Source organism: Thioclava sp. F36-7 (assembly GCF_002020075.1).
In the GTDB taxonomy this organism is placed as follows: domain Bacteria; phylum Pseudomonadota; class Alphaproteobacteria; order Rhodobacterales; family Rhodobacteraceae; genus Thioclava; species Thioclava sediminum.
The window spans coordinates 352,559-365,268 of the sequence record NZ_MPZR01000002.1 but is presented as its reverse complement, the minus strand read 5'-3'; the positions used below and the strand labels follow the sequence as shown (position 1 = coordinate 365,268).

13 protein-coding genes are annotated in these 12,710 nt (G+C 63.8%); 4 read left to right on the top strand and 9 right to left on the bottom strand.

Annotated elements, in window-relative coordinates:
* Positions 1–221: 221 nt before the first annotated feature.
* On the top strand, positions 222–2,024 hold the full coding sequence (locus BMI89_RS04615) for a D-alanyl-D-alanine carboxypeptidase family protein (RefSeq protein WP_348638849.1): 1,803 nt from the start codon (positions 222–224) through the stop codon (positions 2,022–2,024).
* Between the two features lie 192 nt (positions 2,025–2,216).
* On the opposite strand, the gene ccoS is transcribed toward BMI89_RS04615, so the two are convergent.
* The 5 genes from ccoS to BMI89_RS04590 all read right to left on the bottom strand — a co-directional run bounded on the left by ccoS (position 2,217) and on the right by BMI89_RS04590 (position 7,539).
* Entirely contained in the window at positions 2,217–2,378 is a 162-nt protein-coding gene (ccoS, locus tag BMI89_RS04610) for a cbb3-type cytochrome oxidase assembly protein CcoS (RefSeq protein WP_078520399.1), read from the bottom strand.
* A gap of 12 nt (positions 2,379–2,390) precedes the next feature.
* The gene (locus BMI89_RS04605) at positions 2,391–4,616 is read right to left on the bottom strand and encodes a cation-translocating P-type ATPase (protein ID WP_078570008.1); all 2,226 of its coding nucleotides are present in this window, start codon (positions 4,614–4,616) and stop codon (positions 2,391–2,393) included.
* A gap of 4 nt (positions 4,617–4,620) precedes the next feature.
* Positions 4,621–5,085, bottom strand: coding sequence for a FixH family protein (locus BMI89_RS04600; protein ID WP_348638848.1), 465 nt, complete (start codon positions 5,083–5,085; stop codon positions 4,621–4,623).
* Entirely contained in the window at positions 5,082–6,530 is a 1,449-nt protein-coding gene (gene ccoG / locus BMI89_RS04595; protein ID WP_078548267.1) for a cytochrome c oxidase accessory protein CcoG, read from the bottom strand. The genes BMI89_RS04600 and ccoG overlap by 4 nt, the downstream gene beginning before the upstream one ends.
* Positions 6,531–6,654: 124 nt before the next feature.
* The gene (locus BMI89_RS04590; protein ID WP_078570007.1) at positions 6,655–7,539 is read right to left on the bottom strand and encodes a LysR family transcriptional regulator; all 885 of its coding nucleotides are present in this window, start codon (positions 7,537–7,539) and stop codon (positions 6,655–6,657) included.
* A gap of 100 nt (positions 7,540–7,639) precedes the next feature.
* On the opposite strand from BMI89_RS04590, the gene BMI89_RS20825 reads away from it, so the two are divergent.
* The gene (locus BMI89_RS20825) at positions 7,640–7,804 is read left to right on the top strand and encodes a hypothetical protein (protein ID WP_165756934.1); all 165 of its coding nucleotides are present in this window, start codon (positions 7,640–7,642) and stop codon (positions 7,802–7,804) included.
* Complete coding sequence (locus BMI89_RS20820) at positions 7,801–7,959, top strand: hypothetical protein (protein WP_168176772.1); 159 nt, start codon at positions 7,801–7,803, stop codon at positions 7,957–7,959. Before BMI89_RS20825 ends, BMI89_RS20820 begins: the two co-directional genes overlap by 4 nt.
* A 139-nt stretch (positions 7,960–8,098) precedes the next feature.
* On the opposite strand, the gene ccoP is transcribed toward BMI89_RS20820, so the two are convergent.
* From ccoP to ccoN, 4 genes are read right to left on the bottom strand one after another with little or no spacing between them, the layout of a single operon-like run.
* Positions 8,099–8,983 carry a cytochrome-c oxidase, cbb3-type subunit III gene (gene ccoP, locus BMI89_RS04585; RefSeq protein WP_078570006.1) on the bottom strand — a complete coding sequence of 295 codons (885 nt, stop codon included), beginning with the start codon at positions 8,981–8,983 and terminating at the stop codon, positions 8,099–8,101.
* A gap of 31 nt (positions 8,984–9,014) precedes the next feature.
* A complete protein-coding gene (locus tag BMI89_RS04580) occupies positions 9,015–9,215 on the bottom strand; it encodes a cbb3-type cytochrome c oxidase subunit 3 (RefSeq protein WP_078520404.1) in 201 nt (66 codons plus the stop codon).
* Positions 9,216–9,228: 13 nt separating this feature from the next.
* Positions 9,229–9,957, bottom strand: a complete 729-nt coding sequence (gene ccoO, locus BMI89_RS04575) for a cytochrome-c oxidase, cbb3-type subunit II (RefSeq protein WP_078520405.1) — start codon at positions 9,955–9,957, stop codon at positions 9,229–9,231.
* 12 nt (positions 9,958–9,969) lie between these two features.
* Positions 9,970–11,574 (bottom strand): cytochrome-c oxidase, cbb3-type subunit I, encoded by a 1,605-nt coding sequence (gene ccoN, locus BMI89_RS04570; protein WP_078520406.1) that lies wholly within the window; start codon positions 11,572–11,574, stop codon positions 9,970–9,972.
* Positions 11,575–11,837: 263 nt separating this feature from the next.
* On the opposite strand from ccoN, the gene BMI89_RS04565 reads away from it, so the two are divergent.
* Entirely contained in the window at positions 11,838–12,677 is an 840-nt protein-coding gene (locus BMI89_RS04565) for a universal stress protein (RefSeq protein ID WP_078570005.1), read from the top strand.
* Positions 12,678–12,710: the final 33 nt, after the last annotated feature.

Sequence of the window (12,710 nt, the reverse complement as noted above, 5' to 3'; positions counted from 1 at the left end):
CACGCACCTGTGTCCGAAATACACCACCTATAGACAGGCCGCCGCAAGCACCCCACCACATCTTGCGGTATTGCATGAATGTCGCAGTGAAAGCGCTTGAAAATAGGGAGTTTTCAGCCTGAGAGACCCGTGCTACGCTTCCCGCTAATATAAACCCCGGAAACCGGCTCAAGATCGGTACCGCAAAGGGGTCAAATTGAGGCAGTGAAATAGGTGAAGCCGTGACCACGCTGATGCGCTGGGTCCGTGATGGGCTATTCGTAATCCTTCTGACACTCATTGCGCCGATCGCTGCGCAGGCCGCGCCCTACGCGGCGATGGTCATGGACATGCGATCGGGCGAAGTTCTCTACTCCAAGAACGCTGACACGCCGCTGCATCCGGCGTCGCTGACGAAGATGATGACGCTCTACATCACCTTCCAGGCGATCGAGCATGGCGAGTTCAGCCTCGATTCCATCGTCACCGTGACGAAGCACGCCGCCAGCCAGCCGCCCTCGCGTCTCGGTCTGCGTCCCGGTCAGAAGATCGCCGTGCGCTACCTGATCCGCGCCGCTGCGATCAAATCCGCCAATGACGCCGCTGCGGCGCTTGGCGATTACATCGGCGGCTCCGAAGAAGGCTTCGCCGCGCGGATGAACCGCACCGCCCGGCAGCTGGGCATGAAGAACACCCATTTCGTCAATGCCAACGGCCTGACCCGCAAGGGCCACCTGTCCTCGGCGCATGACATGACGATCATGGGCCGTCACCTGTTCTTCGACTATCCGCAATATTACAACATCTTCTCGCGCCGCTCGGCGGATGCGAAAGTGCGCACCGTCTATTCGACGAACCGCAAATTCCTCGCAGCCTATAAGGGCGCGGACGGCATCAAGACTGGCTACACCTCGGCCTCGGGCTTCAACCTGACCGCCTCCGCTCAACGCGGCAACAAGCGCATCATCGCGACCGTCTTCGGCGGCACCTCCACCGCGCAGCGCAACGCGAAAATGGCCGATCTGCTGGATCTGGGCTTCAAGCGCGCACCGACTAACGCGCCGACGAACCGCCCCCGGATCCCGCAATATATCGAGCCCGCGCAATCGCCGATGTTGATGGCCAACCTCGCGCCGAAGAAGAGCCCGCGCCCCGATATCCGCCCGACCGCGCCGACTGCGGATAGCGATGCGATCTCGATGGCGCTCGCCGCCGCGGTGCAGGCCGATCAGGTGGATGAGAGCACCGACATCCCCGAAGACGTGGCCGAAGGCGCGCAGGACGCTACTGCGGACACGCAAGATGTCGTCGTGGCTGACGCCGGCACGCTCGGGATCGGCGCGGAGATCACCGCAAGCCCCCGCCCGCAGCGCAACCCGCGCGAGATTCAGGTCGCGGACGCGACGAAGGCGCTGCCTGCCGAGGTGACCAAGGCCACCCCGCTGGCACAGGCGCAGGCGCATGACGCCGCCGTTGCCGCCGGCAAGGCCAGCGCGGATGGCAGCGAAGAGCCGAGCGACGTGCAGCTTGCCTCCTACGAGCCCGGCGCGTCGGACGGCCCGAAATTCGTCCAGTCCACCCAGCCGCAGCCCGAGACGATGGAGCTGGCCGAGGCACATACGCTCGATCTGGACAAAAACGGCAAGGCCCCGTCCAGCTTCGTGCAGTCGACGGACCCGCAGCCCGAGACCGCGCAGATGGCCGCAGCCCCCGAGAAGCGCAAAAGCGAGATCATCCTCGCCGCTCTCACCCCCCCTGCCCCGGCCCCCGAGCAGAAACCGCGCGTGGTCGCCCGCGTCTCCAGCTCGGGTGGGCGCAACTGGGGTGTCAGCCTCGGACTGTTCGGCTCGCGATTCGCTGCAGAGCGCCACATGCTGACCACGGCACTGATGGAAAGCGACACTTTGGGCGAAGCTTTGCGCAAAGTGGCCACCCGAAAGACCGGTTATGAGGCGAATTTCGTAGGAATGACCCAAGACATGGCACAACTGGCCTGTGCAAGGCTCGAGTCTCGCGCTATGGACTGCAAAGTGGTCGGCCCCTGAGAGTCTTCCCTTAGGGGCAAAATATGAAAAGCCGCGCTTGGTCAGCGCGGCTTTTCCTTTTTCCGGACCCTAGGGCACCCGCCGCGCGGGTTGCCACGGCAGGAGCCTCCGGCGGGGATATTTGTGCCAAGGCGAAGCGGGCACGGATCTGAGGCGGTCGGGCCGCCCGGCCCTGTCCTTACCGTCGGGCGCTCAGTCCTGCTTCGGGTGGTCGTCGAACTCGTCGGACAGGATACGCTCGGCATCGCCTTTCGGGTCGTCATACTGATTGTTCTTCAGCGACCAGAAAAATGCCCCGAGGCCAATCCCGCCGAGCAGCAGGGAAATCGGAATCGAATAGAGAAGAACCTCCATGAGGGGCTCCTTTCAGCGCAGGCGCAGCGAGTTGAGCGAGACCGTGATCGAGCTGGCCGACATCGCGAGCGCCGCCATCAGCGGCGTCGCAAGCCCCGTCAGCGCGAGCGGCACGGCGACGATGTTGTAGACGATGGAGATGCCGAAGTTCTGCTTGATCCGGCGGCGGGCGCGCACCGAGATCGAGGCGGCATCGGAGACCGGCGCGAGATCCTTGCCCAGAAGCACGATATCCGACGCCGTGCGCGCCGCGTCGAGCGCGGAGGCGGGCGATACCGAGACATGGGCGGCAGCCAGCGCGGCGGTGTCGTTGAGACCGTCGCCCACCATGAGCACGCGGTGGCCCTGTTGGGTGAGATCGCTCACGAGCTGCGCTTTCTCCGCAGGCAAGGCACCGGCGCGGTAGGTGTCGATCCCGAGGCGTGCGGCGAGATCGCTCACCGCGCCTTCGACATCGCCCGAGACCAGCCAGACCTGCTTGCCCTGCGCTTTCAGACCGGCAACGGCCTCTTCGGCCCCGGTGCGCAGCGTGTCGGCGAAACGGATCGAGATCGGGGTCGCATCGCCGATCGCGAGATGGGTCGCTGTGGTCGTGCCGTCCTCGGCGCCGATCCAGTTCGCCCGCCCGAGCCGCACGCGCTGCCCCTGCCAGACGCCCTCGACGCCGTAGCCCGGAACTTCGCGCAGATCGCTCAGCGCAGCGGGCGCAACGCCCTGCCCTGCCGCCGCCTCGTGCAGGGCACGCGCGAGCGGGTGGCTCGAACCTTCGGCCAACGCCATCGCGACAGACAGCGCCTCGGGCGAGAGATCGGAGAGGTTCTGCGGGCGCGGCGCGCCCATGGTCAGCGTGCCGGTTTTGTCGAAGACGACCGTGTCGATCTCGGCCATACGCTCCAGCGCGGTGCCGTCCTTGATCAACAGGCCCTTGCGGAACAGCTTGCCCGATGCGGCGGTCACCACGGCAGGCACCGCAAGCCCCAGCGCACAGGGGCAGGTGATGATCAGCACGGCGGCGGCGATATTCACCGCCAGCCGGAAATCGCCGCCCGTGATCCAGGCCCAGGCGCAGAACGCACTGAAGGACAGGATATGCACGATCGGCGCATAAGCCCGCGCCGCCCGTTCGGCGAGCGAGGTGTATTTGGTCTTCGCGCTCTCGGCCATCGCGACGAGATCGGCCATCCGATGCAGCGAGCTGTCGCGCCCGGCTGCCGTCACGCGCAGGGTCAGCGGCCCGGTCAGGTTCACCTCACCGGCGGAGAGCGTCATACCGGGCAGCACCTGCACGGGCAGACTTTCGCCGGTCAGCAGCGAGCGGTCGCTCTCGGATTGGCCCTCGGTCACTTCGCCATCGGCGGGGATACGCCCCCCCGGGCGCACCCGGATCAGATCGCCGGGCACCAGTTCGCCCACGGGCACCGTGACCTCTTCGCCGTCGCGCAGAACGGTCGCGCGGGGCACTTCCAGCGCCGCGAGTTCTTCGGCCGCCGAGCGCGCCACAGCTCGGGTGCGATAGTCGAGATAGCGGCCCACCAGCAGGAAGAAGGTGAGCATCGTCGCCGCCTCGAAATAGGCATGCGCGCCGGAATGCATCGTCTCGAACAGCGAAATCCCAAGCGCGAGCAGGATCGCGAGCGAGATCGGCACATCCATCCCGAGGCGCCCGCCGCGCAAGCTCGCCCAGGCATTGGCGAAGAAGGGCTGGCCCGCGAAGATCGTGGTGGGCAGCGCGATCGCCGCCGAAATCCAGTGGAAGAGGTCGCGGGTCGAGTCCTCCGCCCCCGACCAGACCGCGATCGAGAGCATCATGATGTTCATCATCGCGAAGCCCGCGACGCCCATGCGCATCAGGAGGTCCCGTCCGCGCTTGTCGGCCTCGGTCGCGGACAGCATGCCGGGATCGAGCTCATGCGCCTCATAGCCGATCTTGTCGAGCGCCGCGATCAGCCCCGCCGGTTCGACATCGCCCGCCGCGTCGACCGAGGCGCGTTTCAGCGTCAGGTTCACCCGCGCCGATTTCACACCCGGCTGCTTCATCAACTCGCGTTCGACATCGGTGATGCAGACCGCACAATGCGCCGTGGGCAACGACAGCATGATCCGCGCGCCCTTGATGTCGCCGGATTTCGCCATCTGCTCGGCCGAGGGGGCCGCGATGCAGGCGGGACAGGCCGAGGCGGAGACATGCTCGTCCTCGAACGGTTCGCTATGCGATGGAGAAGCGGGCGACACCGACATCGGCTCAGCCTTTCACGAACAGGTCAATCCGCTGGCGGAACTCTGTGCCGTCGGCGGCTTTCGCGTCGAGATGCACCAGCCACACGCCCGGTGCAAGATCGAGCTTCGTGGTGAAGATGCCGCCGACATAGTCGAAATCGGGCGTCATGTCATCGCGGACATGGGTGGTGCGCCCGACGAGCGCCTTGAACTCGGCCACCCTCGCGGGCAGCCCGTCCTCGTCGCGGATCACGAAGCTCAGCTTGCCGTCGGAATACTCCGGCGACACGGTCCAGCCGAGCGCATCCTGCGCCAGTTTCTCTTCGTTGAAGGTCTGCGAGGCGACATAGGAATTGTCGACCTCGAGGCCGGGGAAGGTGCTGACGGCCTGCCATGCCATGACGAGGTTGACCGCGATGATCACCCCGAAGGCGCCCACCGCGATCATCAGCACTTTTCTTCCGGTCAGCGGTTTCGCCATCTCGGTCATTGTACCCTTCCGTTGAATACGGTCGTCTCCGACACGCGGTCAGTATTGGTCATGTCCTCGATCCACATCGTCAGCTCGGTACGCTCGCTGGTGGCGATGGACGAACCGGGTTCGGCGACAATATAGACCCTTTGGGTCATGGTTTCATCTGCGGGCACCGTCACGGTGTTTCCGTCCTGACCTTCGAGCAACACGCTCAGCGTGCTTTGCTCGGCCGGATCGGGGGCTTTGACGGAGACCTTGAACTCGGTCGCCTCGCCCGCCTTGTTGCGCAGCCGCAGCGTGTAGATGTTGCGGATCGCGCCCGAGGGCTCCACCACGAAGAGCGGATCGCGGTTCGGGGTCACGTTGAAGTCGATGGGCGAGCGCATGAACAGCGCGACCACCAGACCGATGCCGATCAGCGACCACATCGAGAAGTAAAGGATCGTGCGCGGGCGCATGATGTGCTTCCAGACATTGATGACCGGATTGCCCGAGCGCTCGTTCGCCTCGTCCTTCAGCGCCATGTAGCCGATGAGGCCACGCGGCTTGCCGATCTTGTCCATCATCTCGTTGCAGGCGTCGATGCACAGGCCGCAGGTGATGCATTCAAGCTGCTGGCCGTCGCGGATATCGATCCCCATCGGGCAGACGTTGAAGCAGGCCATGCAGTCGATGCAGTCGCCCTGCGTCGGATCGTGCTGGCCCTTCTTGAGCTTGCCGCGCGGCTCGCCGCGCCATTCGCGATAGGCGATGGTGATCGTGTCTTCGTCCATCATCGCCGCCTGAATGCGCGGCCAGGGGCAGGCGTAGATGCAGATCTGTTCGCGGGCGAAACCGCCGAAGGCAAAAGTCGTGAGCGTCGCCACCGCGATTGTCGTATAGGCGATCGGCGAGGCGGTACCGTGGAACAGATCGGTCAGCAGCGTCGGCGCATCGGTGAAGTAGAACACCCAAGCCCCGCCGGTGGCGACGCCGATCAGCAGCCAGAGCACCCATTTCGTGATGCGCTTGCGGAATTTCTCGGCGTTCCATTTCTGACGCAGCAGACGGATACGCGCGTTGCGGTCGCCCTCGACCCAACGCTCCACGAGAATGAACAGGTCGGTCCAGACGGTCTGCGGGCAGGCATAGCCGCACCAGACGCGCCCCAGCGCCGAGGTGAACAGGAACAGGCCAAGGCCCGCCATGATCAACAAACCCGCGACGAAGTAGAATTCATGCGGCCAGATTTCGATCATGAAGAAGAAGAACCGGCGGTTCGCGAGGTCCAGAAGCACCGCCTGATCGGGCAGTTCCGGGCCACGATCCCAGCGAATCCACGGCGTGATGTAGTAGATGCCAAGCATCACCGCCATGAGCACCCATTTCAGGTTGCGGAACTGGCCGTGTACGCGGCGCGGGAAGATCGGCTCGCGGGCGGCGTAAAGCGGCGGGGGATCGACTGGTTCGGTGGAGCTCACGACTCTCTCCGTTCATATATTTCTCTGCGTCACAGGCTCTTCTGGTATGACACAGTCGTGAAGGCTTTGACCTGCGTCAAAAAGACAGGTCTGCCATACAGGAAATCTTCACTGGTTGGTATTTTTACTGATCACCGGCATGCGCCGCTTGCTTGAAGAGCCAAGACATGAACTGGCGTAGCGCCGGTCGCCTCACGCCCGGTCGCGTAACCGTGTAATAGCCTTTTTCCTCACTGTCTTCAAACAGAAGCCGCAACCGTCCGGCCGCAATATCGCCTGCGACCCAGACCAGCGCGGTCACCGCGACCCCCTGCCCGCCGCGCGCCGCTTCGAGCAAAAGGTTCCCCGGCATCGCTGTCAGGCTTTTGGCCTGATCCTGCGTGACACCATGGCGCGCGAACCAGTCGGTCGACTCGGAGGTGCCGAGTTCTTGTAGCCACGGCAGGCCACGCAAATCCGCCGGACAGTCATATCGCCCCTCCCCCACCAGCGCAGGCGCAGCGACCACGACGATGGGCGAGCGCACCAGAAGCCGCGACTCGAGGCCGGGCCAGTCCCCCGATCCGTAGCGCAGCGCCATCTCGACCCCGCCCGGCGCAAGCGTGGAGACGGTCGCCGAAGGGTCGATGGTCAGACCGATCTCGGGATGGGCTTCGCGAAAGTCCGGCAGCCGGGGCAACAGCCAGGCCGAGGCGAAGCTTGGCGTGGTGGAGATTTGCAGCGGGCGGGAGTCGGCGGTGTCGCTCAGCGAAGCGACCGCTTCGGCAATTGTGCCGAACCCGTCGCGCAGCGCCTGCGCAAGGCGTCGACCGTCGGGCGTCAGCGCAGGCCGCGGCCCCGACCGGTCGACAAGCGTCACACCGAGCCGCTCTTCGAGCCCCCGCAATTGCTGACTGACGGCCGCATGCGACACGTTGAGCGCACGCCCCGCCTGAGCCACCGACCCGGTGTCGGCAAACGCCGAAAAGGCCCGCAGCGCGGTCAGGGAGGGAAGGGTTCGCCAGTCCATATATGTAATTTCACCTTACATGTTGGAAAGTTTCCTGAGTCGCATCTTCGCGCAAATAAAGCATTCTGACCAGAGTTGACCCGCCTTCAGGAGATCAGACATGAAAGATAGAGTTACGCCCGACACGCTGATGCTGTTCGCCCGTATGAACCTCCATCCGCCGCAAAGCAACTGGCCGCACCTGCCGGACCCGATAGACTCGCGCAAGCGCCATCGCGCACCGCGTCCCTCACTGCGCCAACGTTTGCGGGAGATGTGGAAATGATCGGGATCTGGGCGCAGAGCTTCACGATCGCCACGGGCCTCGATCAGCGCCCCGGCCTGCCGGCGGCCCGCTCGCATCGGCGTTCACATCGGCGTGCAAAGATAAGCGCGGAGCTTGTTTTGCCCAAGGATGACCCCAAGATAGACGGCAGGTAACCCTCGACAAACGAGAGGGCCCCGCAACGGGGGCCCTCTGAAATTGGGCACCGGCACCCCCAGGAAACGCGCGAACAGGACGGGGTGCCGGTGCGACCCGCCAGACCAAAGCCCCGCGGGATCTCTGTATTTTCGACCGTTACTGGCCGCCGCCCAGACTGTGAACGTAGGCCGCCACGGCGCGGATATCCGCTTCCGACAGACGCTCGTTCCAGTTCGGCATAACGCCAAAGCGGGCGTTGGTGACCGTGTAGGTCAGCGTGTCCACATCCCCACCGTAAAGCCAGACGGCGTCGGTCAGGTTGGGCGCACCCTGCATCTGGTCGCCGGTGCCATCTTCAGCATGGCAGGCCGAGCAGTTGTCCATGAAGACGGTCTCGCCTTCAGTGGCCATTGCTTCGTCATGGTCCTGACCCGAGATCTTGCGGACGTATTGCACGACCTGATCGATCTGCGCGGGCTCGAGAAGCTCGTCCGTGCCGAAAGCGGGCATTTGCGAGTAACGTGCCTCGCCATCCGGGTCCGTCTCGTTGCGGATGCCGTGCGTGACGGTGAAATGGATGTCCTCCATCGTGCCGCCCCACAGCCATGCGCTGTCGAGAAGGTTCGGATAGCCCAGCTTCGAGTTGCCGCCCGCACCCGCACCGTGGCACTGCGCGCACCAGGTCCGGAACACGGCCGCACCGGCGTTCTGGGTGTAGTTGTTCAGCTCGGGATCGCTCGAAATCTGGTCGAGATCGACCGAGACGAGCTTCTCCTGGATCGGCTTGTTCGCCGCGGCGAACTTGTCGATGTCGGCCTGCACATTCGCGCGGGTCGACGAGCCCATGATCCCCGGCGTCGCGCCGGATTTGAAGATCGGCCATGCCGGCATCGCGATCGAGTAACCGATCCCCCAGATGATGCAGGCATAAAAGGTCCACAGCCACCATTTGGGCAGCGGATTGTTGTATTCCTCGATGCCGTCCCACTGGTGACCCGTGGTCTCGACCTCGTGCTTGTGCTTGCTTGGTCTCTTGCTCATTTTCTCCACGCCTCCTTACAACGTGGCGCCGTCAGTCCTTGGAGGACCGGCTTTCGCCGGCCTCCGAGGCATTGGCGGGTTTGTCTTCGTGCCGGAACGGGATCTCGGACGTATCTTCGTAGGTCTTGCGCGAACCGGGCCGGAAGACCCAGGCCACGACGGCCAGGAAGAAGACGAACATGAAGATCAGAAACCAGCTGTCCGCGAATTCCCTGAAGATGTGATAGTCCATTGATCAGCTCCCCTTACCGGCTGGCCACGGGTTCGAAGGTCGAGAAATCGACCATGGTGCCGAGCACCTGCAGATAGGCGACGAGTGCGTCCATCTCGGAAATGCCCGGGCGACCGTCGAAGTTACGGACGTTCGTCGCGTTGGGATAACGCTCCATCAGCCCGTCATAGTCGCTCATCGGATCGGCCTGAGCCGCGAAGTCCGCCTTGGCGTTCTCGATCATGTCCGAGGTATAGGGCACGCCCACCATCGCATCGGTCGAGAGCCGCTCGTCGATATGCGCGGGATCGACCATGCGATTGAGCAGGAAGCCGTATTTCGGCATCACCGATTCCGGCACGACCGACTGCGGATTGGTCAGGTGATCCACATGCCAGGCGTCCGAGTAGCGGCCGCCGACGCGGGCGAGGTCGGGCCCCGTCCGCTTCGAGCCCCACTGGAACGGGTGGTCGTATTGCGACTCCGCTGCCAGCGAGTAATGGCCATAACGCTCCACTTCGTCGCGCATCGGGCGGATCATCTGCGAGTGGCAGACATAGCAGCCCTCGCGGATGTAGATATCGCGCCCGGTGAGCTCCAGCGGCGTGTAGGGCCGCACCCCTTCGACGTCCTCGATGGTGTTTTCGAGGTAGAAGAGCGGTGCGATCTCCACGATGCCGCCGATCGTGACGACCAGGAAGGCGAAGATCAGCAGGAGCGTGGCGTTCTTTTCAAGAACACTGTGCTTGTCGAGAAGTCCCATCTGTTCCTCTCCTTATTCAGCCGGCACGGCGGCAACCGAACGCGATTCCACGCGCGGCTGACGAGCGACGGTCATCCACAGATTGTAGGCCATGATGATGCCACCCGTGAGGTAGAGCACACCGCCCAGACCACGGACCACGAACATCGGATGCATAGCGGCCACGGTGTCGGCGAAGGCGTTCACGAGGAAGCCCTGGCTGTCCACTTCGCGCCACATCAGGCCCTGCATGATCCCGGCGACCCACATCGAAGCGGCATAGAGCACGATCCCGATGGTGGAGAGCCAGAAGTGCCAGCTGACCAGTTTCAGCGAGTAGAGCCCTTCACGCGCCCACAGACGCGGCACGAGGAAGTAGAGCATGCCGAAGGTGATCATGCCGTTCCAGCCGAGCGCACCCGAGTGCACGTGACCGATCGTCCAGTCGGTGTAGTGCGAGAGCGAGTTCACCGCCTTGATGGACATCATCGGGCCTTCGAAGGTCGACATGCCGTAGAAGCCGACCGACACCACCATCATGCGGATGATCGGATCGGTGCGCAGCTTGTCCCATGCGCCCGAGAGCGTCATCAGACCGTTGATCATGCCACCCCAGGAGGGCATCCACAGGATCACCGAGAAGGTCATGCCCAGCGTCGAGGCCCAGTCGGGCAGCGCCGTGTAGTGCAGGTGGTGCGGACCGGCCCAGATGTACAGGAAGATCAGCGCCCAGAAGTGCACGATCGACAGCTTGTAGGAGTAGACCGGACGTTCAGCCTGCTTCGGCACGAAGTAATACATCATGCCCAGGAAGCCTGCGGTCAGGAAGAAGCCCACCGCGTTGTGGCCGTACCACCACTGCGTCATTGCGTCCTGCACGCCCGAGAAGACCTGAACCGACTTCGAACCGAAGAACGAGACCGGGATCGACAGGTTGTTCACGATGTGCAGCATCGCGATGGTCACGATGAAGGACAGGTAGAACCAGTTGGCGACGTAGATATGGGGTTCCTTGCGCTTGAAGATCGTGCCGAGGAAGGCCAGCAGATAAGCGACCCAGACGATCGTCAGCCAGATGTCGACATACCATTCCGGCTCGGCATATTCCTTCGACTGCGTTGCGCCGAGGATGTAGCCGGTCGCAGCGAGCACGATGAACAGGTTATAGCCCCAGAACACGAACCAGCCGAGGCCGTTGCCACCGAACAGCCGCGCTGCCGAGGTGCGCTGCACCACGTAGAACGACGATGCGATCAGCGCGTTGCCACCGAAAGCGAAAATCACCGCCGACGTATGCAGCGGGCGCAGTTTGCCAAAGTTCAGATAGCCCTGAGCCCATTCGAAATTGAGCGCCGGATAGGCCAGCTGGAAGGCGATAATGACGGCGACCAGGAAGCCCACGACACCCCAGAAGGTCGTCGCGATCACCCCGGCGCGAACCACGCCGTCGAAATACTCGTTCTGAGCCACCGGCTGGCGGCTCCCCATGGTGCGAAGCACCCAGATGAATGCGATGGCCGCGGCCAGCATGACCTCGACTGCATTCACCTGATAGGCAAGATCGCGCGCGTAGCCGGCCGCAATGGCGGCCAGAACCGCCACAAGGCCAAGCGCGATCAGCTTGATATAATCCCACATTTTGTGCGTCCCTTCGTCTGGTCTGCCCCTGCGGCACCCTCGTAAACCGAGAATCCTCCTGGGCTTGACTGGAGTCCTTGTGGTCCGAGGGTATGCACGATGCCTTGATCTGCATCAAATGCTCGCGATCACAGTGCGCCATTCGGTCGCAGTTATGTGATATGACGGGCACGTCCCTTGATCCGCGTCAAAGTGCGGCCGATCTCTTCGGGTTAGTCTCTGGTCTCACATGCTTATTCGCTTTTGGCGCAAGGACAGGACCCATGGCTTACAAGACACTTCTCACGATCGTCACGGATCCCAAGGCGGCCGCGACACAGATCGATACCGCCGTGGCCGTCGCCCGGCGGCGCGACGCCCATCTCGACGTGCTCTGCCTCGGCGTGGACCGCACGCAGACCGGATATTACTACGCGGGCGCGACCGCCTTCGTGCAGCAGGAAACGATGGATCGCGCGCAGGACGATGCGCGCAATGCCGAGACCGCGGTTCGCGCGCGGCTCGAAGCCGAAGATATCCGCTGGGGCGTCGATGCGGTCGTCTCGCAAATCGGCGCGATGCCGACCGTTGTCGGGCAGCGCGCCCGCTTCGCCGATCTGGTCGTGATGGGCCGCCCCTATGGCGAGGGCCGCGGGCCGGAAATCGAGGCCGCTGTCGAAGCCGCGCTCTTCGAGGGTCAGGTTCCGGTCGCGATGGTGCCCGACGGGTATAACGGCGACATGCCCGCCAAGCGCGTCGTTATCGCGTGGAATCAATCTCATGAGGCGATGCGCGCCGTGCGCGCCGCCCTGCCCGTCCTGAAATCGGCCGATCTGGTCGATATCACCGTGATCGACCCGCCCGCGCATGGGCCTGAGCGCTCCGACCCCGGCGGCCAACTCAGCCAGATGCTGGCGCGTCACGGCGTCCATGCCGAGGTGTCGGTGCTGGCCAAGACCATGCCGCGCGTGTCGGACGTGCTCAACCGTCATGTCAGCGACAGCGAGGCCGATGCGATCGTGATGGGGGCTTACGGCCATTCGCGCTTCCGCGAAGCGATCCTGGGCGGAGCGACGCGCCACATGCTCGAGATGGCCGAGGTTCCGGTGATCATGGCGCACTGAGCGCGCCACCTTTCAGGACGGATGACGGCGCCT

Bases quoted from the DNA above. Each gene is read 5' to 3' on its own strand.
- ccoS (WP_078520399.1), bottom strand. From the start codon at position 2,378: ATGGAGGTTCTTCTCTATTCGATTCCGATTTCCCTGCTGCTCGGCGGG.
- BMI89_RS04605 (WP_078570008.1), bottom strand. From the start codon at position 4,616: ATGTCGGTGTCGCCCGCTTCTCCATCGCATAGCGAACCGTTCGAGGAC.
- BMI89_RS04600 (WP_348638848.1), bottom strand. From the start codon at position 5,085: ATGACCGAGATGGCGAAACCGCTGACCGGAAGAAAAGTGCTGATGATC.
- BMI89_RS04590 (WP_078570007.1), bottom strand. From the start codon at position 7,539: ATGGACTGGCGAACCCTTCCCTCCCTGACCGCGCTGCGGGCCTTTTCG.
- BMI89_RS20825 (WP_165756934.1), top strand. From the start codon at position 7,640: ATGAAAGATAGAGTTACGCCCGACACGCTGATGCTGTTCGCCCGTATG.
- BMI89_RS20820 (WP_168176772.1), top strand. From the start codon at position 7,801: ATGATCGGGATCTGGGCGCAGAGCTTCACGATCGCCACGGGCCTCGAT.
- ccoP (WP_078570006.1), bottom strand. From the start codon at position 8,983: ATGAGCAAGAGACCAAGCAAGCACAAGCACGAGGTCGAGACCACGGGT.
- BMI89_RS04580 (WP_078520404.1), bottom strand. From the start codon at position 9,215: ATGGACTATCACATCTTCAGGGAATTCGCGGACAGCTGGTTTCTGATC.
- ccoO (WP_078520405.1), bottom strand. From the start codon at position 9,957: ATGGGACTTCTCGACAAGCACAGTGTTCTTGAAAAGAACGCCACGCTC.
- ccoN (WP_078520406.1), bottom strand. From the start codon at position 11,574: ATGTGGGATTATATCAAGCTGATCGCGCTTGGCCTTGTGGCGGTTCTG.
- BMI89_RS04565 (WP_078570005.1), top strand. From the start codon at position 11,838: ATGGCTTACAAGACACTTCTCACGATCGTCACGGATCCCAAGGCGGCC.